The organism is Thalassotalea sp. G2M2-11 (assembly GCF_017168195.1).
Taxonomy (GTDB): Bacteria; Pseudomonadota; Gammaproteobacteria; order Enterobacterales; family Alteromonadaceae; genus Thalassotalea_E.
In genome coordinates, this window is record NZ_JADNYL010000001.1 from 21982 (window position 1) to 46860 (window position 24879).

The following is a 24879-nucleotide window of genomic DNA, read 5'->3' on the forward strand; positions in this document are numbered from 1 at the left end:
ATTCATTTGATATTAGCTAAATAGCCCTCATATAATAGTGCCTGATATTATCAGTAAAGAGCGAAGTTGATGACTACACAACATTTGGTTTGGGATCTGCCTATCCGACTTTTTCATTGGGGATTTGTTGGTCTGTTGATCGCGTTATGGTATACCTCAGATCAAGATAATGGCCTAATAGAGCTGCATATGCAGTTGGGTTATATCGCGTTAGCATTAGTGCTGTTCCGAATTATATGGGGATTTATCGGCACTACTCATGCGAAGTTCAAAAACTTCATCCCAAGTTTTTACCAATTGCGTATATATATACGCCAGCGCAATAACAATGTTAAGCAGTATGCTGGTCATAACCCTATGGGCAGTCTTATGGTTTTATTGATGCTGTTGTTAATTTTGTTGCAATCAATCTCTGGCTTATTTATGAGTGATGACGTTTTCTCCGCTGGACCGTACGCAGGTGTGCTATCTGGTGACATGGAAGGAATGGTAAAATTTTTTCATCATAATGGTTTTGATTTTATTGTGATCATCTCAGCTATACATATCGCTGCCGTTTTTTATTACTTATTGGTTAAGAGGCAAAATTTAATTAAACCTATGCTCAGTGGCAAAAAGCACAGTCAGCAAATTGAAGCGGATCAAGCGATAGGTCACTCAAAATTAATCAAAGCTTTACTCACTGCTATCGCTGTGGGGATATTTGTTTATTGGCTGGTGGTGCTAAATGCGCCAGTTGTTGAAGAGTTTTATTATTAATTATTGTATCTAGGGCGTGTTAACCCTTGTTTATATTTTCTACAAGAGGCTATTTTTGACGATAGCAAAGCGTATAAACGTCGTTTGCTTGTTCCAAATGAGTGATAGCTAATGCCGCTAGCGTTAAAAATACCCCTTACCCAAAGGGCTGAGGCTAAAATCACCTTACTCTACGTTGAAAATGGTTGATTTAGATGACTAAACGGTACTATTTTCGCCTTGATTAAAGTGATTTCTTCTCTCAGCAGAATATCTTAATCGGCTTTAAAATCATCGTGGCAGCCACCACAAGTTTTCCCTACACCGATGATTGCTTGTTTTAATTGCTTCTTGTCATTAGAGCTTGATAATTTTATTAGTTTGTCAGCGGCATTGGTTAGATCGTTAATGCGCTGTTCAAACAAATCACGCTTGGTCCAAACTTTAGTTAATGCGTCAGTTTTTACCTTAAATTTTGACGTATCTGTTTGAGTATAATCATCAATCATTAACGAAAGTTGATTGATGCGTGTTGCATGCTTTTCTATCGCGGCATTATCAAATGCTATTTTTCCTTTAGCCATTGCACCTAATGGTCCCATATTACTGCCCAGTAATTTGAAAATTGACTGGCGTAATTCGGTTGCTTTTTGTGCATGTTTTTCTGATTGCGCTGTATTGGCATAAACTCCATTGGTGATGATCAGTCCGCTGATAATTACTGCACCTTTAAGCAAATTTTTTTTCATTATTGATTCCTAATTTGAATTAATTCTAGTTTTTAAATTTATATCAATCGTTTCTAACTCGATTATTTTAGCAATAATTTAAGGTTAGCTTAACTTAAATTTTGCGAATATTTATTGCTGTTTTATGTCGATTGTGGTTAAAATACATACAGGTTGCACTGATGGTCACAACAATAAATATTATTATTTAACAAAGAGTTAATTGATTGTTTTTCATTTAAGTCCGAAATCGAACTAAATTTTCCCAAAATCGAACCGTTTTTTGTAATCGCTGATTTACGCGTTAGCTAAATCTTTGCTTGGTAAAATTATCATAACAGTAACACCCGCTTGATCTTCATTATTAAGTAGCTCAATCACTCCTTGATGTTGTTCAATAATGTTTTTACAGAAACTTAATCCAATGCCCTGACCATCAATTTTTGTTGTATAAAGTGGGACAAATAAATTATCCAAATTGGCAAAACCATGACCATCATCGATCACTTCAATAATAAAATGTTGCTGGTGTGCTGAAAAATTTAATTGTACATTTGTACTGTTAGCTTCTTGTGCATTTTGTATCAAATTAATGAGAACTTGTTCGAATAAATAAATGTCTGCCCACAAGGTGTCGATCGATTTTTCCAACGTTATTGATAAAGATGAGAAAAGGTTCTTCAGTGAATCTACTAAATCATCGATATGTATATCTTGTCTGTTTAAATTGGTTTGTTTAGATACTATTGAGTATCTGTCAACAAAGGTTTGTAAATGCTGACAGCGTTCAGCAATAATCTCAAGTAACTTTTTATCTTTTTCTATCAGTGATTTATCCGCCAAGCTCTCGGCCATCGAGGAAACTGGAGTGAGAGAATTGCGAATTTCATGCCCTAACACTCGAATAATCTGTTGCCAGGCTTTAAGTTGATTGGCGCGAAGAGCGGGTTCTATGTCAATAAATACTAATAATTGATGGTGATCACCATTTTCAATGAATGTACTGTGTTTAATTTGCCATTTCGTCTTAGTTGTTTGACTGAACTGCCAATGTTGGCCGTCAAACTCAAGGCCTAAACTTTGTGCAGACGCATGGCGAAAGGTTTGCCAAGGCTGCTGATATAATTGGCCAAAAGCATCATTGGCGAATGTCAGTTGTGATTTAGTATTAAAGACGATAACAGGTGAATTTAATTGACCAATTAATTGATAAACGAGGTAAACATGCTGATCATAACGAGCCTTTTGTGCTAATAAATGATCACTTAACTGATTAAGCTGCTGGTGAAAGTCTTTGACCTTACCTTGTGGAAAGCTTGCTTTAGCAAATTGATTATAATCTTCTTGTTTGATCGCATCTAAATGTAGGCCAGCTCTAGTGTAAGATCGCAGTACACGGTACTTTATTGCAGCAATGGACCAAGCAATAAATAACAGTAAAACAAACTCAGCTACTATGATCCATTGCCAATGTAATTGGGCATAGTGCCCCGTTAATGCCAACAAAATCACCGCAGGTAAAGATAGAATAATTAATTTAGCCGTTAAAAAGCTTTCTAGTGAGCGTGATTTAAGCCAGTTCATATTTTTCTATTCTTCTATACATGGATGATTTTGTCAGACCTAATAACTTAGCCGCGCTTGGAATATGGTTGTCGGTTTGTAGCAGGGCTTTTTTTATCAAGAGGACTTCAGCCTCTTTCAGCGGCATCAGGGGCAATTCTGTTTTAGCGGGCGCTGCGGTTAATCTCAGATCTTCAACATCAATCCGTTGACTGCTACTGAGTAAAACAGCGCGCTCAATAAGGTGACTTAATTCACGAATATTGCCTGGCCAATGATATGCAAGTAACGCTTGTTGGGCTCCTTGGGTTAATTCTTTGAGTGTGCGTTGATATTTCTTACTGAAAGTGTGAATGAAAAACTGACTCAGTGGCACAATATCTAGGGTTCTTTCCTTCAAAGGGGGCACCGTTAATTCGATAGTATTTAGCCGGTAATATAAATCTTCGCGAAATTCATTTTGAGCAATGAGCTGTTGAAAGTGCTGATTGGTCGCACTGATGACCCGACAATGAGCGTGTTTAGTTTTACTTGAACCTAATATTTCATATTGGCCACTTTCCAATACACGTAACAGCTTTGCTTGTTGAGTGAACGGAATGTTGGCTATTTCATCAAGAAACAGTGTGCCATTTTCCGCTAATTCAAAACGACCGATACGATTTGATTTTGCATCAGTGAAGGCTCCTTTCGTGTGACCAAACATTTCACTTTCGAACAGATTCTCAGGGATAGCTCCCATATTTACCGTGATTAGTGCTTCACTACTTACCAACGAATGTTGATGGATATATCGGGCAAGCTCACTTTTCCCTGTGCCGTTCTCGCCAGTAAGTAAAATATTGGCATCTGTGGCAGCAACCGTGTCGAGATTGTCTAGTAATTCAACCATACAAGCGGACTGCCATTGGTAGTGCTTGGTCTGGTCTTGATGAAGCTGCTGTTTAAATTTAGCATTTTCACTTTTTAACTGGCTAACCGATAGCTGTTGTTGAACAGCGTGCAGGAGTTGTTTATTTTTCCATGGCTTTTCAACAAAATCTCTCGCACCTAATTTCATCGCTTCAACAACTAGGGTGGTTTGGCTCCATGCTGTCATGGCAATGACTGGTGTATCTATGTCGACGCTTTGTAGCCAACTTAAAAACTGTAAGCCTTCTTCCCCCGAAGTGGTATCAAGACGAAAGTTCATATCTAATATAATTAGCGAAACAGCTTGGTGTTTTAATTGAACTTGAGCGCTTTGAGGATTATCTGCTTCGATTACTTGATAGCCGTGATCTTCTAACAGTACGGCTAAACTAAGCCGAATATCGCTACGATCGTCTATAACTAATATTTTGGTCATTGAAAGGGCATATCCATGATTAATGGTTAGCTTTTACTATATTTAGCTATTACTAGCAAATATTAGACTGACGAAATGACACTCACAGATAAAGGGGAGAGTATTTTGAACTTGTTCGGCGGCTGGTTATTTCATGGTGAAGGTGAATACCTTAGGTTCACAAACATCTATGCAACGGCCACAATTGCTACAATCACTGTTGGTAATGATGGGGGGAATATTTTTAGTTGCGCCTTTTAGCGCTGGCTTAAGCACATGGGGTTCTGGGCAGATGAGGTAGCAATCACCACAATCGTTACAATTATCTCGGTTGCTGGCGGTTATTTTTACTTGGCTTGTTCGACCAATTAAGCCATAGAAAGCCCCCATCGGACATAAGTGACCGCACCAGCCGTGGCGGGTAATAAACAGATCGAATAAAAAAATGGCCGTCAGTACTAACCAGCCATACCCGATACCGAAAATAATTCCTCGGTGCATTAATGATACTGGGTTGATCATTTCCCACGCAACATAACTGAGCAGTACTGGTGCGATAAAGCAGGCGGCAAGCAGTGAGTACTTAATGTGTCGACTCAATTTGGTGTGAGTGTTGATACCAAGCGTTCTTCTCAGCCAGGCGGCTAAATCAGTGAGCATATTCACAGGGCATACCCAAGAGCAAAACACGCGTCCCCCGATAAACCAATAAAACGCCAGTACGATAGTCACGCCAATAATGGCATTGAGCTGGGGAAAATGGCCAGAAAATAACAGTTGAAAAAAGACAAAAGGATCGGTCAAAGGGACAGTATCAAGGATGATGCTACTGGATAGGTTACCTTTAATTAGCCAAATATTGAGCCATGGGCCTAATAAAAATAACAGTAAAATGCTGACTTGTGACATTCTGCGCAGTATTAGTAAGCGATGAGCAAACCAAAAGCCATGCGCCTGTTGCGAGTGATAGCCAACTGCATTTTTCATCTTGTTATTCCGGCTTTGCCATGTTGAGTTTTGGCAAGTCTGGTTGCTTATTCAGCTGATCGGCTTGTTCGGTTTGCCAGTAAAGCTGATAGTGGTTTTGCATTTTTCCCTTGGCTAGCTCAATAGGTAGCACTTTGATTGAAGCCTGTTCGGTGATGCAAGCATGCTCACACTTACCACAACCCGTGCAAGCATCGGCATGGACAACAGGTTCGAGTATTGCGTGATAATCAATGCGTGGATTTTGACGCTTTTCTAACGTAATGGCTTTATCACGAACTGGACAAACGTTATAACAAATATCACATCGTAAACCGTTGATATTAAGACAAGTACTGCGATCAACAATGACTGCAATTCCCATTTTTGCATCATCAATATTGGTTAACTCATGATCTAATGCGCCGGTGGGGCAAGCTGGAACACAGGGAATATCGTCACACATTTCACAAGGAATATTACGGGCATCAAAATAGGGTGTACCATTAGGAGCTTCATCTAGCCAGCTTGCCAATTTTAATGTGTCATATGGGCAGGCTTGCACACACAAACCGCATCGGGCACAGGCAGATAAAAAGTCTTGTTCAGTTAGTGCGCCCGGTGGGCGAAGTGCTTGCGCGTTTGAGGAATTTGCCTGTGCAGCATAGCCACCGATGAAACTCGTCGCAACGCCTGCTGCACATGCAACCTGCGTTGAGTTGATAATGAACTGTCGGCGAGAGACTTTTTTTGATTTGGCCATGAGATATTACTTCATTCACTTGGAATAAGTATAGGCTGCTTAAATCGTGAATTTATTGCAGTGGATCAAACAATGGTGCGTATTTTTTAACCTGTTAAAGGGGCGAGTTTTAATTGAATTAGTCGTTGGTGTTGTTATTGAAATGTTCCTTATATCAAAAGTGATATAAGGAACATATTTGCAGTAAACTTAGTAGAAAAATGCAACCCAGCCTATGATGGCCAGTGCAGAAATGACAGGAAAAACCACCGTAATAACAAAGATGTCTTTATAAGCTTGTTTATGTGTCATGCCGGTAATTGTTAGAATAGCGACAACCGCGCCACAATGAGGTAAAGAGTCGAAGCCGCCACTGGCTATTGTCGCAATTCGATGTAATACATCTGCAGGGATCCCCAGTGCCAAGTATGACTCTGCCATGGTTTGTAAAAATATTTGTAATCCGCCGGCAGAGGAACCCACAATTGAAGAGCTTAAACTCACCGAGACAAACATAGACAATAAAGGTGGTAAGTCTATTGTGAGTAGAAACTGCACAAAGTCAGCAAACCCTTGGGTTTGCGTCACTACGCCACCAAAACCAATCACAGCTGCGGTATTAATTAACGGTAAAATTGAATCTTGCGTTCCATCACCTAATACTTTGACAGCTTGTACTCGAATAGATTTAAAAATTAGTAAGCCAACAATACAGCCAATGAACAACGAAATACTTGGCCATAAAATGATCTGTGTGGTGGCAAAGGTCATTAACTGACTGAAGGTATCATCACCATTAGTTAGTTCTGCACCGTAGATACCGGATAATATCCTCGGGGTAAGAATACAGAAGATAACTACAAACAATGGTATAATCGCTAAACTCCAGTGGGGAAGGTTGACTGACTCACTAAGCGTTTCTTTGCTCGTGCTAGAGGCGTCATTTGCGACATTGACTAACCCTTCATTATTAATCTGCGCAGCTTTACGCTGTGTTTCTAAGTACCAAATACCAGCACCAAACATAATAATGGTGGCAATAATACCGAGTAATGGGGCGGCAAATAAGTCGGTGCCTAGTGCGGAAGATGCGATTACATTTTGAATGGAGGGCGTGCCAGGTAAAGCGGTTAAGGTAAAAGTGCCACTGCCTAAGGTAATTGCACCAACTAAAAGTCTTTTGGGAATATTGGCTTGTTCAATTAATTTTAATCCGAGTGGGTAAATGGCAAATATCACCACAAAAACAACAACGCCACTATAAGTGAGTAAAGCACAGGCAATGGTTACTATCCATAATGTGCGTTGTGCACCTAGTTTGTCTGCTAAAGCGAACGCAATGCTGGTTGCTGCTTTACTTTCTCCCATCACACGACCAAACATAGCACCGCATGCAAAGAGAATAAAAAACTTGCCGGCAAAACTAAATGCACCTAATTTACCAAAGATAAAATATTGATTTAGGCTGTCGGCTAATGAGATAGGGTTGGTTACAATCACTACTAGCGATGCTAATAATGCCGAGAATATAATGTTTCTTCCGCGTAATGCCAATACGATTAGTAGGAATAAGGCACCAAATAATCCTATATTTTCAATCATAAACTATCCTTTTATTCTTATTATTTATTTGGACGTTACTGGTTAGCTAGTACACTCTACCAACATTCAGTAGCGTTGAACATTTACTCTGTATCTTATGTTTTTAGTTGAAAACACATTGTCTAGAGACTCATTAAAAAGTCGCACAGGATACATACGAATGCTTCGCGTATGTTGAATACACGAAAACCTATTCTTAGGCATTAACTTGACGCTGTCAATATTGTTTAAAGATCTGTGGTTCGTTCTTCAGTGAATCGGATGATGGTATTGAGTACAACCAATATGGTGTTCATGGTTGAAATTATTGGTTTGGGAAGAACTGTTAAGCAGTGAATATTAAATAAGCATTTGCTAATACGCGATAACTTGCTAATGTAATTTCTGTGTTTCAAGTTGTACTATGCCTGATCTTCAACATATAACAGTGATAATTCTTCTGTATTGAGGAGAAAACAAAAGACATAGCTAGTTTTCACATTTATTTATCGTATGACATATTTGTTTACTGTTTGATATTAACAAGCAGTTAACAAACTGATACATTTAGGCTATGAGAATAATAAAAGGAATAAATATGTTAAAAAAATGGTTTAAGCCTGCACAAATTGCTGTGGCAGCATCTATTTGTGTGACCACACTCTCACCTTCAGTGTTCGCTGAACAAGTAAAAGAAATCACTTCGGTAGAAGGGATCACAGAGTACCGTCTAGATAACGGCTTACAAGTGCTATTGTTTCCAGACAACACCAAAGAAACGGTGACGGTTAATGTCACTTATCATGTGGGATCAAAACATGAAAACTATGGTGAAACCGGCATGGCTCACTTATTAGAGCATTTAGTGTTTAAAGGTACACCTAAGCATAAAGATATTCCTGCCGAATTAAGCTCTCATGGTGCTCGCCCTAATGGCACTACTTGGACAGACAGAACTAACTACTTTGAAACTTTCGCTGCGACAGAAGAGAATATTGACTGGGCATTAAGCATGGAATCAGATCGCATGGTCAATTCGTTCATTGCGAAAAAGGATCTAGATAGCGAAATGACCGTGGTCCGCAATGAATTTGAACGAGGTGAAAATAGCCCGTTCAGAATTACATTGCAACGTATGCTTGCTGCGGCGTTTGAATGGCATAACTATGGTAAATCGACCATAGGTGCGCGTGCTGATTTGGAAAATGTACCAATTGATCGTCTGCAGGCGTTTTACCGTAAGTATTATCAGCCTGATAATGCAACGCTAACGGTTGCGGGTAAGTTTGACCCTAAAGTTATGCTGAAAAAAATTAAGGCGACATTTGGTAAAATTTCAAAACCTGAGCGTGAAATTGCCACACTTTATACCCAAGAACCTGCTCAAGATGGTGAACGTTCAGTAACGGTTCGTCGTGTTGGTGATGCGCAAATGATAGGTGCAATCTACCATGTACCTGCGGGTTCGCATCCTGATTTTGCTGCGATTGATGTATTAAATGAAGTATTATCAGCACAAGCAACGGGTCGATTACATAAAGCCTTAGTTGAGAAAAAACTGGCCAGTAATTCATTTGGTTTTAACTTCCAGTGGGCTGAACCAGGTGTTGCCATCTTTATGGCTGAAGTGGATAAGCAATCCGATTTGGCTAAAACCGAAGCGGCGTTGTTAGCGACGCTAGAAGGGATTGCTGATCAGCCAATTACCGCCGAAGAAGTTGAAAAAGCAAAACGTACCTTATTAAAAAATACCAAGCTTGCCTTTAATTCTTCAGAACGCATCGCGTTAGAACTAAGCGAATGGTTAGGTATGGGTGACTGGCGCTTATTATTCTTAAATCGCGATCGCGTGGAAAAAGTCACTGTAGAGGATGTGAACCGTGTCGCGAATAGCTATATTACGCGTAATAACAGAACCTTAGGTAAGTTTATTCCTGCTGAAAAACCACAACGTGCGACAATTCCACAAGTGGACAATGTTAAAGAGATGGTAAAAGACTATAAAGGTCGTAAGCAAGTCGCTCAAGGTGAAGCATTTGACCCATCGCATGACAATATTGATGCCCGTAGTGAAATTAGCAAATTAGATACAGGCGTGAAGGTTGCGTTATTACCGAAGAAAACACGTGGTGAGTCAGTTGTGGTACGTGCGTCGCTACAGATGGGTGACTTATTGTCGTTACAAGGTTTAAATGCGGTTGGTGATGCTACTGGTGCAATGTTAATGCGTGGTAGTGAAAACTACACTCGTGAACAACTAAAAGAAGCATTTGATAAGTTAGAAGCACAAGTGAGCATTGGCGGTGGAAACACTGGTGCTTATGTAACCGTAAATACTACGCGTAAAAATTTAAATGAGACGTTAAAACTGGTTGCTGAAGTACTTCAAAAACCAGCGTTTGATGAGAAGGAATTCGATCTTTATAAAAGTGAAACGAAAGTTGCCATAGAGCAGCAACTACAAGATCCACAACGTATTGCGTTTAGAGCATTTAGCAATCATCAACGTCCATACCCTAAAGGACATCCTTTGTATGTTGGGTCGTTTGAAGATGAGCTAGCAGCTCTTGCAGCGGTAACCTTAGATGATGTTAAGCGTTTCCATAAAGATTTTTATGGTGCAAACAGTATGCAAATTACTGTAGTAGGTGATTTTGACAAAGCGGCTACCACCAAAGTATTGGATGATATTACCGCCAATTGGCAAAGTGGTACTGCATATTCAAGAATTGAGGCGCCTTATAAAAAGTTATCGAATGATGCGATGACCTTTAATACGCCTGATAAAGAAAATGCCACCTTTGTTGCGTCTTTAAGTATTCCTGTAGGTACGGATCATCCTGATGCCCCTGCACTGACAATCGGTAACTATATGTTAGGTGGTGGTTTCTTAAATAGTCGTTTAGCGACCCGTTTACGTCAAAAAGATGGTTTAAGCTATGGCGCAGGCTCGTTCTTAAATATTAGTGATTTTGATCAACGAGCAGCCATGGGAGCTTATGCGATTTGTGCACCACAAAACTTGGCAAAAGTAGAAGTGGGCTTTAAAGAAGAGATCGCTCGTATGCTTAAAGATGGTTTTACTGATGAAGAAGTCACAGCAGCAAAATCTGGTTTATTACAAGGTCGTAAAGTGAGTCGTTCGCAAGATAGAGAACTAGCGGGCAAACTTAATAGCAACTTACGTTTAGACCGCACCATGCAGTTTGCTAAGCAATACGAAGAGCAAATCGCGCAATTAACCGCAGCAGATATTAACAAAGTTATGCGTAAATACCTGACAGTGGAAGATTTTGCCATTATTAAAGCCGGTGATATGAGTAAAGTTGAAAAATAACTCGTTATTTTGATGTAAGAAAAGGGAAGCCTAGGCTTCCCTTTTTTTATGTGCAAATTAATGCTTTTAGATGGTATTAATCATCTTCTTTATTAAGTAGTTCTAATAATCCAACTAGCGCTACAAAAAGCACTGCGCCTATCGGCCAAATGATCCATGTTACGCCCCATTGCATGGTCCATAAACTCCAGCCAAGAAAAATAGTGGTAAGTAATGGCCAATAAAAGGCTGCCAGCTTTTCTGCACGTTTGGTGCGTTTACTTTTTTCATTTTCTGTCGTGCTATCGTTAAGAATATTTTGGTATGCCTCGTATTTTGCCGAGGCTGGTGCCACCAAATATATGCCGATTGCTATCAAAAGCATCAGGGCGATTAACATCATAAAAATAATCTCAGCGCTTGCAGAAAACATGGCGGCAAATATTAACGGTACCGAGCTGAAGATGAAGATGAAAATGCCCATTGATAATTGTCGATAATAGCTTGTTTGATATTTTTTGAGTTTATCTGTAAATACGCTGTGTACACCGTACGCCAACTCAAACTTATTATTATCGATGGCGGCAGTGTCATTTTTATATTGATCGATTTTAATAAAAAAGCTGATACCGATACCGATCATTATTAAAAGGCTTAACACACCAAGAGCCACCGCAACATTGTTGGTTAGGTTCAATCGACTTGATTCTGCCATTGCCAGCAGGAAAAAAAGCGGTACCACTGAGCATATGCACAATATGACTCCCTTGGTGATTAACGCTGATATATTCATCTTGCTGTCAAAATATTCCATCGCTTGTTCCAAGGTGATTTGAACGGTGTCAGCCGATTCGCTTTTGCTTTCGTGGGCAAAAGTTTCATTTTCATCTTTAAGAAGAAAGTCGGTTGAAACCTCGAAAATGTCCGCTAACATTATTATGCGATTTAAATCAGGTATGCTATTCGTGCTTTCCCACTTGGAGACGGATTGCCGAGACACATTCATTTTTTCGGCTAAATCTTCTTGCGACCAACCCAGTTGTTTTCTTAATTTGACAATCTTTTCTGCTAGTATCATAAAGTGATCCTTTCATATTATTTCAGCAGTCAGTTTAAAAAGTAGGATAGTTGCAGACCATCAAGTCAGGTTGTTAATTTGTCAACTGGGGGTTGCAATTACGCTATATGGTTAAATTTAGCGGCTTTTTTGGATGCGAGCAATGCTGTTGTCTGTTTTGGTTAGCTGATTGGGTTGCTGTATCTATATTGTTTATTCCTTGTTTGTTTCATTACTCATAGTTTTGTTGTGTGCATACGTATTCATTTTTTCTGAGGGGTTTGAATACGTATGCACTTCGTTGTTGAAAGGCTTTGCTAAGTGCTAGCGTAGATTAATTAATGCGCAATTTCTGCAAAGTTAATAACAACAATAAAAGTACTAATGGGGAAAGAATAATAATGACGACTCAGGACGAAACATACTTTAAGCGGCTATCTAAACCAGCTGTGACATTAATACCACTGATGTTTTCTACTCTTTTATATGCCGACCATACGGTTCAACCTACCGCTATCGCTTTAGTTGGTGACTTGCAAACAGAGCTGGGATGTAGTGGAGATTGGCAGCCAGAATGTTCAGCAACAGAGTTGATTCAACAGGGTGATTTATGGCAAGCCAGCTTTTTGGTGCCGGCAGGAAGTTGGCAATACAAAGTTGCGATAAATGATAGTTGGGACGAAAGTTATGGTGATAACGGCAATAACGTAACGTTAGAGTTAGCTGAAGCGACAGAGGTGACTTTTACTTATCAACAAGGCACTCATACCGTGAGTGATAATGCGCCTGTTGTGGTTATTCAACCTGATGTGGTCACATTGGTGGGCGATTTACAATCAGAGGTAGGTTGTCCAGCAGATTGGCAACCCGCGTGTCAACAAAGTCGCTTAGTGTTAGACGATACCGACATGATTTGGCAAGGCAGTTTCGAGCTTCAAGCAGGTCATTGGTTATTTAAAACCGCGATCAACCAAAGCTGGGATGAAAATTATGGCGCAAATGGTCAAGCCAATGGCAGCAATATAGAGTTAACCCTTGGTCAAACGTCACTAGTTAAGTTTTATTACGACCATGCAAGTCATTGGATCACCAATGATAAAAATTCGGTCATTGCGACGATTGCCGGTAACTTTCAACAGCAGTTAGGTTGCCCGGGGAATTGGCAACCCGATTGTTTGCGCAGTTGGCTAAAAGATGTTGATGGTGATGGTATTTATCATTTTACTACTACGGCCTTAACCGCTGGTTCATACGAAGCCAAAGTTGCTTACAATGAAAGTTGGCAGGAGAATTATGGTGAAAATGGCCAGCAAAATGGTGCCAATATCCGCTTTAACGTACTGACCGATAATGACCCCGTAGAGTTTAGTTATGATCCCTCAAGCCATTTGTTAACGATTGGTGGTAATCAGTTTGATGCAAATTTGTCTGAAGCCAAAGCGTACTGGCTATCTGAAGATACCATCGCATGGGACGTTGCTGATGTAAATGTTGTTGAACTCCATTACAGTGAACAAGCGCAATTGGGCTTGTCTTTGACTGAAGGGCTCACTGGTGGCGATAAAATCACCTTAACAGCTGACGGCGTTGTTGATGGCCAACTTGCTGACAAATTTCGCCATTTAACGGGCTTGCCAACATTTAAGGTTCAGCCAGAAGATATCAGTAAAATTCCGGCCATATTGAAGTCGCAGTTCGCGGTATATGCAAAAACAGGTGAGAATGAACCAGCATTTGCCACAGGTATTCAGCCGCCGGGTGTGCTTGATGACTTATATACCTTCAGTGGTCAATTAGGGGTTATGTTTGATGAAGGTATTCCGACGATTCGACTTTGGGCGCCAACGGCCAAACAAGTTAAACTTCATTTATATGATTATGCTGACTTAGCATCAGAGCCTAGCATTTATTTGATGGATGAAAATACCGACTCAGGAACTTGGTCTGTTGTTGGCTCACCCGATTGGCATGGAAAATATTACAAATTTGAAGTGGAAGTGTATACCCGTGCCACAGGAAAAATAGAGCATAATCTAGTAACTGACCCATATTCAGTGAGCCTGTCAATCAATAGTCAGTTTAGTCAGATCATTGATTTGAATGCTAATGAATTAAAACCCGTTGCTTGGAATAACCTGCATAAGCCCGCGTTAAATGCTCCTGAAGATCAAGCTATTTATGAATTACATGTGCGAGATTTTAGTATCAATGATCCCGAAGTACCCGATGCTTACAAAGGCACATTTAAAGCATTTACCGTGAATGGCTTAGGGATGAAGCATTTGGCTAAGCTGGCAAGAAGTGGCTTAACCAGTGTGCATTTATTGCCAGCTTTTGATTGTGCGACCATTAATGAAGATACAAGTGAACAACTCACCGTTAGCGATTTGAGCCTGTATGGCCCTGATTCTCAACAGCAGCAACAAGCCATTGAAGCGATTCGCACTCAAGATGGCTTTAATTGGTGCTATGACCCATATCACTACACAGTTCCAGAAGGAAGCTACGCCACGCAGCCAAACAGTGCACTTAGGATCAAAGAATTTAGGCAGATGGTTGCAGCGTTAAATCGAGCAGGACTACGCGTGATAATGGACGTGGTTTATAACCATACGAGTGGTAGCCTGCAAGGTGAAAAATCGGTGTTAGATAAAATAGTGCCTGATTATTACCATCGCTTAAATAGTACTGGCGGTATTGAAATGAGTAGCTGCTGTGCCAATACGGCTAGCGAGCATAATATGATGGAAAAACTTATGCTTGATTCGTTAAAAACATGGGCAACAGCTTACAAGGTTGATGGTTTCAGGTTTGACTTGATGGGCCATCATAGCAAGCAAAATATTCTCAAAGCCCAAACCATGTTGCAATCATTAACCGTTGAAAATGATGGTGTCGACGGTAAAGATATTTATTTGTACGGCGAAGGTTGGAATTTTGGCGAAGTGGTTAACAATACGCGTTTCGAGCAAGCATCTCAGTATAACATGGGGCAGAATACTGGCGTAGGAGCATTTAATGATCATATCCGAGATGCTGTCAGAGGTGGTGGCCCATTTGATTCAGGTATAGATCATGTTGCCCGCCAAGGTTTTATCAACGGTTTATATTATGATGCCAATGATGAAAGCAATGCTAGTTTGGATGACTTACTATGGATATCAGACAAAGTGAGAATGGCATTAGCGGGGACTTTATCAGACTTTGTCTTTGAAAATTATCAAGGTCAGCTAATTAGTACCTCAAGCTTGGGAGGCTATGCAAGTGACCCTCAAGAATCCATTAACTATATTGCCGCTCATGACAATGAAACCTTGTTTGATGCTAACCAATACAAACTCCCGGTATCAACCTCGGCAGCAGACAGGGCAAGAGTTCAAAACCTTGGTAATGCTATTGTAGCGCTAGCGCAAGGTGTGCCGTTTTTTCATGCAGGTCAGGAAATGATGCGCTCTAAGTCAATGGATCGTAATAGTTATGATGCGGGTGATTGGTTTAATGTGCTTGATTTTTCTTATCAGACAAATGGCTGGGGTCGTGGCTTACCGTTAAAGTCAGATAATGAACAAAACTGGCAGGTGATCACGCCGTTGTTAGCAAACCCTGAATTAGCCATAACTAGTAACAATATTGTCTCAGTTACTAACAATATCCAAGCAATGTTGAAAATACGACAAAGTAGCCCGCTATATCGATTGCAAACAGCGGAAGAAATCCGCAATAAGCTACATTTTCACAACACTGGTCGCGATCAAATTCCAGGATTAATTGTGATGAGCTTAACTGGCAGTGAACAGATAGAGCAAATGGTGTTGATAAATGTGACGACCCAAGCGCAACAATATACCATGGAGTCGTTAACAGGCTATTCATTTAACTTACATCCAGCGCTACAAGGTGCAAAAGATCCGATTGTTAAGCAATCAACGTTTGCGAAAAAAGAGGGTGAATTTACTGTGCCTGCAAGAACGGTTGCGGTATTTGTTAACCAGCGCGATATCAAGAATGCTCGCAAGTATTAAAACTCGCTTTATGTTTTACAGTTGTTTTATGTAAATAGAAGAGCGAATTAAGAGTATTGGGCTGTAGAAATACAGCCCTTTTTTTTAGCTGATTCACAGTTAAATATTAATTTACTGCTTGTCCGCAGGCGACACCCTGAGCCCAGCAGGCTTGGAAATTGTAGCCGCCAAGCCAACCGGTGACATCGATCACTTCGCCAATAAAATAGAGGTTGGCTACTTTTTTACTTTCAAATGTTTTTGATGAAAGCTCGTCGGTGTTTATGCCGCCGAGAGTGACTTCAGCTGTTCGATAGCCTTCCGTGCCGTTCGGTTTAATTTGCCATTGATGTAGGTATGCAGCCAATTGCTCAATATCTAGATGGGATAATTGATTAATGTTTTTATCGGTAATTTCCTGTTGGCTGATCATGGCATCAACAAAGCTTTTTGGGAGCAGGGTAGCAAGCTGGTTTTTTAATGATTTTTTCGGGTGTGTTTCTCGCCATTGTGTGATGTGTTGCGCAATTGAATTGTCAGGAAGTAAATTGATTGTCACGGCTTGCCCTGCGCGCCAGAATGAAGATATTTGCAAGATGGCAGGTCCAGATAACCCTCGGTGGGTAAATAAGATATTTTCTTTAAACTGGGTGCCATCTTCGCTACTGACTATGGTAGGAATGCTAATACCAGATAAGCCATCAAAGCGCTCTTTATCGTGTTGATGCAAGGTAAATGGCACTAATGCCGCTGTTGTCGGCAACACGTCGATGGCAAATTGCTCAGCAATTTTATACCCGATTGGTGTTGCGCCAAGTTTGGGCATAGTCAGGCCACCTGAAGCAACCACCAGTGATTGGCATTGGTATTGATGCTCTGTGGTACTGACAATAAATCCGTTGTCATTTTTTGCCACGTCTAATACTTCATTTCTCAATGCAACTGTGACACCTGCCCATTCACATTCGGTCATCAACAGATCAACAATATCTTGCGCGGAGTTATCGCAAAATAGTTGCCCTAAGGTTTTATGATGATAATTAACGCCATGGCGTTCAACCAGCTCAATAAAGTCTTGTGCGCTATAACGACTCATTGCTGATTTAATAAAGTGAGGGTTTTGACATAAATAATTGTCTGGGCTGGCATTTTCATTGGTGAAGTTACAACGACCCCCACCCGAAATAAGAATTTTTCGACCAGGCTTTTTGCCCATATCAACCACAGTAACAGACTTTCCGCGATAGCCTGCTGTTGCTGCACACATTAGGCCAGCAGCCCCTGCGCCAATTATTAATACGTCAGTTGTTTGCACAGAGTGCCTTTAAGTTGGTGTTTTGCCGCTATTATAAAAGTAACTTAGTTAAGTCGCTAGGGGCTGATAATGCTAATCTGCGAGTAAAAGTAAAAAGGCTTCATTAAGAAGCCTTTATTGGTTTTACGCGTTTGGTTCCTTCATCACACTACTGCTGCCGCTTTTAGCCATTTCGGCTAAGTCTTTATCGACAAAAAATAATGCATGACCGTCATGGCCAACTAGGTTGATTTTATCTAATACACTTTTAAACAGGGTTTCTTCTTCGTGTTGCTCTGCAACGTACCATTGTAAGAAGTTAAAAGTGGAATAATCATGATTGGAAAACGCCAGATGGGCAAGCTCATTAATACGTTCGGTAATTTCACATTCGTGCTGATATGTTTTTTCAAAAACATCGGCTAATGAATCAAACTCGTGTGGCGGCGCATCAATGGTGCCAAGAATCGGTAGAGCCCCTGTTTCACTAACATAAGTAAACAGACGATTCATATGATCCATTTCTTCTAGCGCATGCTTTCGCATAAATTCTGCGGCTCCCTCAAACCCTTTTTCTTCACACCAAGCACTCATTTGTAAATAGAGATTTGATGAATAAAATTCTAGGTTTATTTGTTGGTTAAGTTGTTTAACCATTTCCGGTTTTAACATGGGCTGTCCTCTGTGTTTGTTTCGGTGGCAGATTTTGCCTGTTTTCCGATTGTTGTTCAAGGCTGTTAATGGAAAATCCTAAAGAAAACAACAAGATGGTAAATACTAATTATTTGTATTTATAAGGCTTTTAATATGACTTCAGCTTTACTTACTTCAAAGCTTTTTGGTTGCTCAACTTGAATGTTTTGCACAATACCATTGTCAATGATCATGGCATAACGCTGTGAGCGTACTCCGCCAAAACTACCCGTATCCATGGTTAAACCTAAGGCGGAAGTGTAACTAGCATCGCCATCCCCCAACATGCGGATGTTTTCAGCATTTTGTGAGGCTCCCCACGCATGCATGACAAAGGCATCATTGACGGAAAGACAAATGATTTCATCCACTCCTTTAGCATTAAATTCGTCTGCTAACACCACATAGCCAGGCAGATGAGCAGCAGAGCATGTTGGGGTGAATGCGCCAGGGACGGCAAATAATACGACTTTCTTATTGGCGAAGAGTTCATCGGTGTTATGGGTGATCACGGCACCATCTTTCAGCTGCTGTAATTGTCCCGAAGGCATTGCCATATTTTTAGCTATCATAAATATCCTTAAGAAGGTTAAGAGAGGGGTAATTTAACGGCTTTACATAAAAAGCCTTTGTCGTGGCTGGCACGGGCACAATCTTTACATATATATCTAGGTTTATCGACAATATGCGCGAGTTCGTGCAGTTGCTTGTCGATGTCTTTCTTTTTCCATTTACATAAAGACTTTGCCATCTATTGCGCCTTTCACCCTAGAGAACTTAATTTTAGTGGATATATGACAAAGGCGCACGGATAAATCTATTTTTATCCATTTTTGATGGGGTGAAATACCTGCTATCTAGCTTAACTGGCCACCAGTTTGAGAGTTTGGCTAATATCTTTGACCTGTGCTGAAACATCCTTTGATATGGTGTCAGCGAGTTGGCCCGACTGAGCAATCTCACTATTGACGCTCGTCATTGCTTGTTCAAATTCGATAAAATGCTGCCGTTGTTGATTAACTTGTGCCAAGGTGCTTTCAGCAACATTTGCCGATGTCACCGCTTGGTTAACAACAGTTTCAGCATTATCTCTTAATAATTGAGCAATATGTTTTTGTTGAGCAGATGCTTGTTCAATACCATTAATACAGCTTTGAAGGGTATCGCTTGCTTGATTGAGTTGTGCCAAGCGATCACTGACTTGGTTCAACGATTCTTGAGTTTTACCTGCTAATTGTCTTACCTCGTCGGCAACAACTGAAAAACCACGGCCATGTTGGCCAGCACGTGCTGCTTCGATAGCAGCATTTAATGCCAGCAGATTGGTTTGTTCAGCAATTGAGCTGATCACGTCGACAATGGTACCGACACTTTTAACCGATTCTGCCAGTGAGTGGATTGCTTCTTTACCTGCACAGGCGGCAAGGTTTGTTTTTTCACTCGCTTTGAGCACTTCACTGACATTGCCTTGGCTTTCTCGCATTGCTGTTTGTGTTGCTTGGGCATTTTCCACCACTTGATAAGACAAGGTATTCACTTCATCGGTGACTTTTGACAATGCTTGGATAGTTTCATCAACTGCAGATAAATGTTTATTCGTACTAAATGAAGAATTTAGGATGTTTTTGGCCTGATCTTCCATGGTTTTCATTGCGCTGGAAACCAAGGTGAGTTGGGTGGACTTTTGCTTATCATCATTAGCTAATTGCGACACCATTTGATTGAAGCTCTGTGAGATTTCACCCAGTTCCGTTTTTAGTGCGATACCTGTGATTTGATCGACCCGGCCTTCATTAACTAAAGTGACAAAACTATCACGTAGCTTGCGTAAAGGATTTAGCACAACGCTACGCATCAGCCAATAGTTGGTGGCTAGAAATAGTATTAAAAATGCCAGCAACCCTATCACTATCAACGTCAGCCTCTTGTTCACTTGTGCTTGCTGAGAAATAATTGTTGCTTCACCCTTGATGATGGACTGTTCTAGCTGCTCAACCTGTGTTGCTAGCATTGTTAAACCATTTTGCTGTTGTTGCTGTAATAAAAGCGTGGTGTCGAATTCACTTAGATAACGTTTAACTAAGGTAGTTAACTCATTTAATGCATCACTGGCTAAATCTTCGGGTTCATCTTCGTCAGCAAAAAAATCATCGTCATCGTTAAGCTCATCAAAGATAGCTAATGCTGGGTAGTTATTTAACAATTGCATATGTTGCTTAAGTTCATCAATGTAGCGCTTAATGCTTTGCTGATTGGCTTGTGTTTGTGAAAATAGCGCTTCGCGACTGGTGACTAAATCAGCAATAACTTTCGCTATGTTGTTGGTTAATTTCAGGTAATCGAGCTGCTGCTGTTGAGATAACGCAGCACTTTGTAGTGCATACTGTGATAATTGATGGTTAATTGTAGACATTGCCTGTTCACCATTAATTAATAATGCGAATGGATTGCCGCTAAGTTTACCCATGGCGCGATATTTATTTTCAATATCTTGTGTTAGTTGTACGGCTTGTTGTGAGATGTCGTGAGAGACACTGGCAATACCCAACCGTTTACTATGGTCGATAATTTTTTTGAGCAGGCTTTGTGCCTGATTCAGTAAACTGGCATCTCCTGTTTGTAAATACTGTGCAATTGTTCGATTGAATTTGACCGTAGCTAATGACTTGAGTGCCTGATATTCACTATATTGTTGACGGCTTTGAGTTAATGAGTTGCCGACTTGATACATGGTAAATACAAATACCAGTGCAAAAATAGCAATAGCAACGACTGAGCCTCGAGAAAAACTGGAAACGCGCACAATAATCCTTATTAAGTGACAGTTTGTGAGTGCGCATTTTCAATAAGCAATATGACAAAGCGATGACATTTTCGTGACAGATTGATGTCAACGCAACAAAAGCTGAGCTTAGGTAAAGCTATGCGTTAATGTTCTTCACATCAATAGCGTAGTTGGGTCTTATGCTCCAACTTTGTTTTTTCAAGCGGTTAGGCCGTATAAGCATAAACCAAAAGAAAAAGTATGCAGAGGCAAACTTGATCACCAGAGGAAACCAAGAGGGTAATGAGGCGGATAGATCAATTAATACACCATCGTTTGGGAAAAGCCCAACACCAAACAGGGATGGAATTCGATACCAGTAATAACAACTTATCGCTAGTGTCGCAAAAAGCCTATTAATGAACTGCGTTTGCTTTTTATTGGCGGACGATGTCAGCACTAAATAAACGAGCAGCGTTATCATCCCACTGAGCAGTGGCCAAGCATACGCGCTGATGACAGTGCTCAAGTTTATATCATTTCGGTAATCAGGAACGTGATTCCAGCCCCAAATGAAGCCGAAAAAACCACCTGTCATTAGGGTGGCTGCGAGTCGTTCCAGTTTATGACTTCTTGTCAGGCTACTGGTCATTTGCTTGGTAGAGTCAGGGCAGAGCGAGATACATTGTTCACATTGGTGGCAATGAGCATTGTCTGTGGTAAATAATGGTGTGCTGCCATACATACGCTCAACCGAGTGAATTGGGCAAGCGGTGGCACACCATCCACTGCGCCATTTGACTAGCATTCCCATTGTGACCGCTAATGAAACGGCAACTAGCAACATCACGGCTGTTGCTAAGCCACTGGTATTTAACAGTAGATGCCGTAATGGAACAATCAGCAGTAGCGCGATAACGCCGAGTAAATATAGCCAGGCTTGTTGGTTGGTAGTGAGTTGCCAGGCCTTGGAAAACTTTAGCTTTCTTGGGAATAAAGCGGTCGATGATAAAGGACAAATATTTCGCCAAACCCCTGGTAGTAAGACTAAAAGGGCAGGAGCTATAGGGATCAGTAAATTCCAAAATAGTAAAATACCTAGATCTGGTTTAAACAATAGCAGTAATACTAATAGCACACCGATTAACCAAAAACTGATTTGTAATGCTTTCCAAATAGTGATTGGCAGTGAAACGGTCATAGGTTTTCTTTTTGTAGAGATCATCAGCGCACTTTTCCTATTGTCTATTTATTTTATTGTAATGCTGTTTAAGCTAAAGCATTAGGCCAAGAAGTGCTTATTGATAATGGAGAAATATTGACCGATTTCAAAATTCGTCAGCTTTTTGAATAAAGCATATGTTTTATTCATCTGGCTTTGGGCTATTGTCAGATCAATTGTTTAGCTTAGGAATAGCCTGATTGACATAAACATCAAAGCGATTTTTTTTCATTTTGATCACCGTTGAAGGTTTGAGGTTATTTAACGGTGGTGCATAGTTAGGTCGTTTCACTACGACTCGATAGGTTGCTAAATCGAGGGCTGGTTGAAGTAATTTATCCGCATCTGGATCTTCTCCAACTAATGACTGAAAAACCCGCATTTCTTTTTTTACTGCTGCGGATTTTTCTCTGTGAGGGTACATGGGATCGAGGAATATCACATCTGGTGCGTTCACAGATGTCATATTTTCGATAGATGATGCATAAATTAATGTCATATGATCAACGATGGCTTGTGTGTCTTGATGTAGCGTCGCACGTGCTAAACCGTTTTCTAAGAGTGCAGCGACGATCGGCATACGTTCCATTAAACTGACCTGACAACCTAATGATGCCAGCACAAAGGCATCTCGACCAAGTCCCGCCGTAGCGTCGAGCACATGTGGCGTAAAACCATGCTTTAAACCAATGGCTTTAGCGATATCCTGACCACGACCACCGCCAAATTTTCTACGATGGGCCACCGCTCCATCGACAAAATCAACGCTAATTGCTCCTAATTTGGGTTCATCACATTTAAGTAACTCTAATTGTTGTACGTTCACCTGAAGCAAGAACTTAAGTGCAGGGTGTTTTGCTTGCGCTGCAACATCACCGATATAAGTAAAGTGCCATTTTTTCGCAATACGCTTCGCTAATTCGGCATCTGGTTTGTTAACGTAACCAATAGCAAATTCAGAGTTAGTAATCATAGGTTTATGCGGCTTGAATGTGGTTATCACCAGTCGCAAAAGCAACTAGTCGACTAAGTTGGCTCAATGATAAGTTGCTCTGCTGATGCCATTGGTTAAACTGCTGTTGAATGGCATTTAGGCTGGTTTTACTTTGAATACCGCCAGTAATAATGTCGTGAGCACGAAAATAGGCTTCTACGTCTTTGCTTAAAATAAAGGTATCAACGCCCAAGGCTCTCAATGCGTAAGGGCCGGTGTTTCCGCCAAGACGAGCGCCATGTTTTTTAAGATATGCCCATAAGCCAATAATGTCATTACTGGGCCAGTTAGCAATGAATTCACTAAAGCTGTGACTATTTTGTTGCCCTTCAAATATCATTTGTGCATTGGCTTTGATGGTTTTTACCTTGTTATAGTTGCGAATAATTTTGGGATCGCTGGCTTTTTTTTCTAACATTTCTTCAGGCATCATCAAGATTTTTTCAATATCAAAGTGAAAAAACACTTGCTCAAAATCAGGCCATTTATTTTCTACGACTCGCCAAACAAACCCGGATTGAAAGACTTTTTTAGTCAATGCGGATAAAACTCTGTCATCAGATAATGCATGAACGGCTTGATTGTCCGTTGTTGGGCCAAGCAATTGAATTAATGCTGATTCGCTACCTTTACGCTCACAAGCGCGTTGGTAAAGTGTGTCAAAAGATCCCATATAATTGTTAGATTACTTATCGTTATTATTAAAAACTACTACGCTATTTCTGCCGGAGTGTTTAGCTTGATATAAGGCAATATCGGCATCGTTGATATTGTCATCTAAACTCTTGTTAACATCAACTTGGCTGACACCAAAGCTGGCAGAAATATTGATGGTTTGTTGGTTGATGCTGATCGATAAATCTTCAACAATGCTTCTAATGCGTTCAGCGGTATGTTTTGCGTCATTGATATTGTTGTGAGGAAGTAAAATAACAAATTCTTCGCCACCGATCCTAATTAAGATATCTTCTGCACGTAGTGCTTTTTCGATAGCTTCGACAAAAGCGATCAGTACCTTATCTCCCGTGGCATGACCGAATTTATCATTGATGTTTTTAAACAAGTCGATGTCGGTTAATAAAATAGAAACTGGTATTTGGTTGCGCTTTGCCGAGGAAAATAGTTTTCTTGAAACTTCATTAAGGAAATTTCTGTTTTTTGCACCAGTTAAACGATCGGTGATTAACTCTTTGCGTAATTTACCAATGAGTGAATAAATGATGCTAAGCGCAAAACCGAAGAAAAGTATACAAATGGAGCTAAGCAAGGAAATAAAATATAGAATGATGGGCGGTTGCTTTTCATTAAAGTAGAACAGCATATAAAGCGCGATATAGACAACATAAACAGTTAATAACACTAATAAAGAAAAATATAAAATCTTGTCGCCTATACGGTAAGTTTTAAATTGGGTATGGCATTTCTTTAACGCTAATAAATATGGCACCAGAATATTGAGTAAAGTGGCTGTGGCACGAATATATCCCACTGTAAAATAGTACTCGATTGCTGCCAGAACTAAGACAAATAATACACTATGTGTACCACACAATATGAGTTGTCGTTTAGTGATGTCCGTATCATAGCGGGTATAAATGGCGAACATAATGTTATAGCCAAGCAACAAGATAAATAGGTTATTTAATATGTTGGTGAACACATGCGGGTAATCGAAGCGCAGTAACAATGCCGCCATCGCCGCCATGCTGAATAATAAAATCAGTCGAAAATAAAAGGTGGACTTTGCTTTATTTTGATTCTCTGGTTGCGGTAAAAAATAAGTAAACGCATATAGCACTATACAAACGATAGCTAGTGCAAAAAAATAAGAAAGCGCAATTAAATATTCGTGCAAAAAATTACCCAGTAATTGTTAAACGTAAAAAAGCTGTA

The 24879-nt window shown here is 40.3% G+C and carries 18 protein-coding genes and 1 pseudogene; 3 read left to right on the forward strand and 16 right to left on the reverse strand.

Going from position 1 to position 24879, the window contains the following annotated elements:
• The first annotated feature begins 69 nt into the window (after positions 1 to 69).
• Positions 70 to 759: a cytochrome b/b6 domain-containing protein gene (locus IV514_RS00100; RefSeq protein ID WP_206482878.1), complete on the forward strand. Its 690-nt coding sequence runs from the start codon at positions 70 to 72 to the stop codon at positions 757 to 759.
• Between the two features lie 254 nt (positions 760 to 1013).
• On the opposite strand, the gene IV514_RS00105 is transcribed toward IV514_RS00100, so the two are convergent.
• The 6 genes from IV514_RS00105 to IV514_RS00130 all read right to left on the reverse strand — a co-directional run bounded on the left by IV514_RS00105 (position 1014) and on the right by IV514_RS00130 (position 7666).
• Positions 1014 to 1487: a cytochrome c gene (locus IV514_RS00105; protein WP_206482880.1), complete on the reverse strand. Its 474-nt coding sequence runs from the start codon at positions 1485 to 1487 to the stop codon at positions 1014 to 1016.
• A gap of 276 nt (positions 1488 to 1763) precedes the next feature.
• Positions 1764 to 3050, reverse strand: a complete 1287-nt coding sequence (locus tag IV514_RS00110; RefSeq protein WP_206482882.1) for an ATP-binding protein — start codon at positions 3048 to 3050, stop codon at positions 1764 to 1766.
• Positions 3037 to 4377 (reverse strand): sigma-54 dependent transcriptional regulator, encoded by a 1341-nt coding sequence (locus IV514_RS00115; protein WP_206482883.1) that lies wholly within the window; start codon positions 4375 to 4377, stop codon positions 3037 to 3039. The genes IV514_RS00110 and IV514_RS00115 overlap by 14 nt, the downstream gene beginning before the upstream one ends.
• A gap of 126 nt (positions 4378 to 4503) precedes the next feature.
• Positions 4504 to 5343 carry a quinol dehydrogenase ferredoxin subunit NapH gene (gene napH, locus IV514_RS00120; protein ID WP_206482884.1) on the reverse strand — a complete coding sequence of 280 codons (840 nt, stop codon included), beginning with the start codon at positions 5341 to 5343 and terminating at the stop codon, positions 4504 to 4506.
• A 4-nt stretch (positions 5344 to 5347) separates the two neighbouring features.
• Complete coding sequence (napG, locus tag IV514_RS00125; RefSeq protein WP_206482885.1) at positions 5348 to 6085, reverse strand: ferredoxin-type protein NapG; 738 nt, start codon at positions 6083 to 6085, stop codon at positions 5348 to 5350.
• Positions 6086 to 6274: 189 nt separating this feature from the next.
• A complete protein-coding gene (locus IV514_RS00130) occupies positions 6275 to 7666 on the reverse strand; it encodes a GntP family permease (protein ID WP_206482886.1) in 1392 nt (463 codons plus the stop codon).
• A gap of 577 nt (positions 7667 to 8243) precedes the next feature.
• Between IV514_RS00130 and IV514_RS00135 the strand changes: the two genes are divergently transcribed.
• On the forward strand, positions 8244 to 10982 hold the full coding sequence (locus tag IV514_RS00135; RefSeq protein WP_206482888.1) for a pitrilysin family protein: 2739 nt from the start codon (positions 8244 to 8246) through the stop codon (positions 10980 to 10982).
• A gap of 76 nt (positions 10983 to 11058) precedes the next feature.
• On the opposite strand, the gene IV514_RS00140 is transcribed toward IV514_RS00135, so the two are convergent.
• A complete protein-coding gene (locus tag IV514_RS00140; protein ID WP_206482889.1) occupies positions 11059 to 12039 on the reverse strand; it encodes a helix-turn-helix transcriptional regulator in 981 nt (326 codons plus the stop codon).
• 380 nt (positions 12040 to 12419) lie between these two features.
• Between IV514_RS00140 and pulA the strand changes: the two genes are divergently transcribed.
• Entirely contained in the window at positions 12420 to 16040 is a 3621-nt protein-coding gene (gene pulA, locus IV514_RS00145) for a pullulanase-type alpha-1,6-glucosidase (protein WP_206482890.1), read from the forward strand.
• A gap of 106 nt (positions 16041 to 16146) precedes the next feature.
• On the opposite strand, the gene IV514_RS00150 is transcribed toward pulA, so the two are convergent.
• From IV514_RS00150 to IV514_RS00190, 9 genes and pseudogenes are all read right to left on the reverse strand, one after another.
• On the reverse strand, positions 16147 to 17334 hold the full coding sequence (locus tag IV514_RS00150; protein ID WP_206482891.1) for an NAD(P)/FAD-dependent oxidoreductase: 1188 nt from the start codon (positions 17332 to 17334) through the stop codon (positions 16147 to 16149).
• 123 nt (positions 17335 to 17457) lie between these two features.
• On the reverse strand, positions 17458 to 17985 hold the full coding sequence (gene ftnA, locus IV514_RS00155) for a non-heme ferritin (RefSeq protein ID WP_206482892.1): 528 nt from the start codon (positions 17983 to 17985) through the stop codon (positions 17458 to 17460).
• 119 nt (positions 17986 to 18104) lie between these two features.
• On the reverse strand, positions 18105 to 18578 hold the full coding sequence (locus IV514_RS00160) for a peroxiredoxin (RefSeq protein ID WP_206482893.1): 474 nt from the start codon (positions 18576 to 18578) through the stop codon (positions 18105 to 18107).
• Between the two features lie 17 nt (positions 18579 to 18595).
• A complete protein-coding gene (locus tag IV514_RS00165; protein ID WP_206482895.1) occupies positions 18596 to 18757 on the reverse strand; it encodes a hypothetical protein in 162 nt (53 codons plus the stop codon).
• A gap of 111 nt (positions 18758 to 18868) precedes the next feature.
• Positions 18869 to 20809, reverse strand: coding sequence for a methyl-accepting chemotaxis protein (locus IV514_RS17660; protein WP_206482897.1), 1941 nt, complete (start codon positions 20807 to 20809; stop codon positions 18869 to 18871).
• A 118-nt stretch (positions 20810 to 20927) separates the two neighbouring features.
• Positions 20928 to 21971: a hypothetical protein gene (locus tag IV514_RS00175; protein ID WP_206482898.1), complete on the reverse strand. Its 1044-nt coding sequence runs from the start codon at positions 21969 to 21971 to the stop codon at positions 20928 to 20930.
• Between the two features lie 193 nt (positions 21972 to 22164).
• Positions 22165 to 22833 (reverse strand): annotated as a pseudogene (locus tag IV514_RS00180) (class I SAM-dependent methyltransferase); the annotation flags it as partial.
• Positions 22834 to 22969: 136 nt separating this feature from the next.
• On the reverse strand, positions 22970 to 23659 hold the full coding sequence (locus tag IV514_RS00185) for a DNA-3-methyladenine glycosylase I (protein WP_206482900.1): 690 nt from the start codon (positions 23657 to 23659) through the stop codon (positions 22970 to 22972).
• Between the two features lie 12 nt (positions 23660 to 23671).
• Complete coding sequence (locus tag IV514_RS00190) at positions 23672 to 24841, reverse strand: GGDEF domain-containing protein (RefSeq protein ID WP_206482901.1); 1170 nt, start codon at positions 24839 to 24841, stop codon at positions 23672 to 23674.
• Positions 24842 to 24879 lie beyond the last annotated feature (38 nt).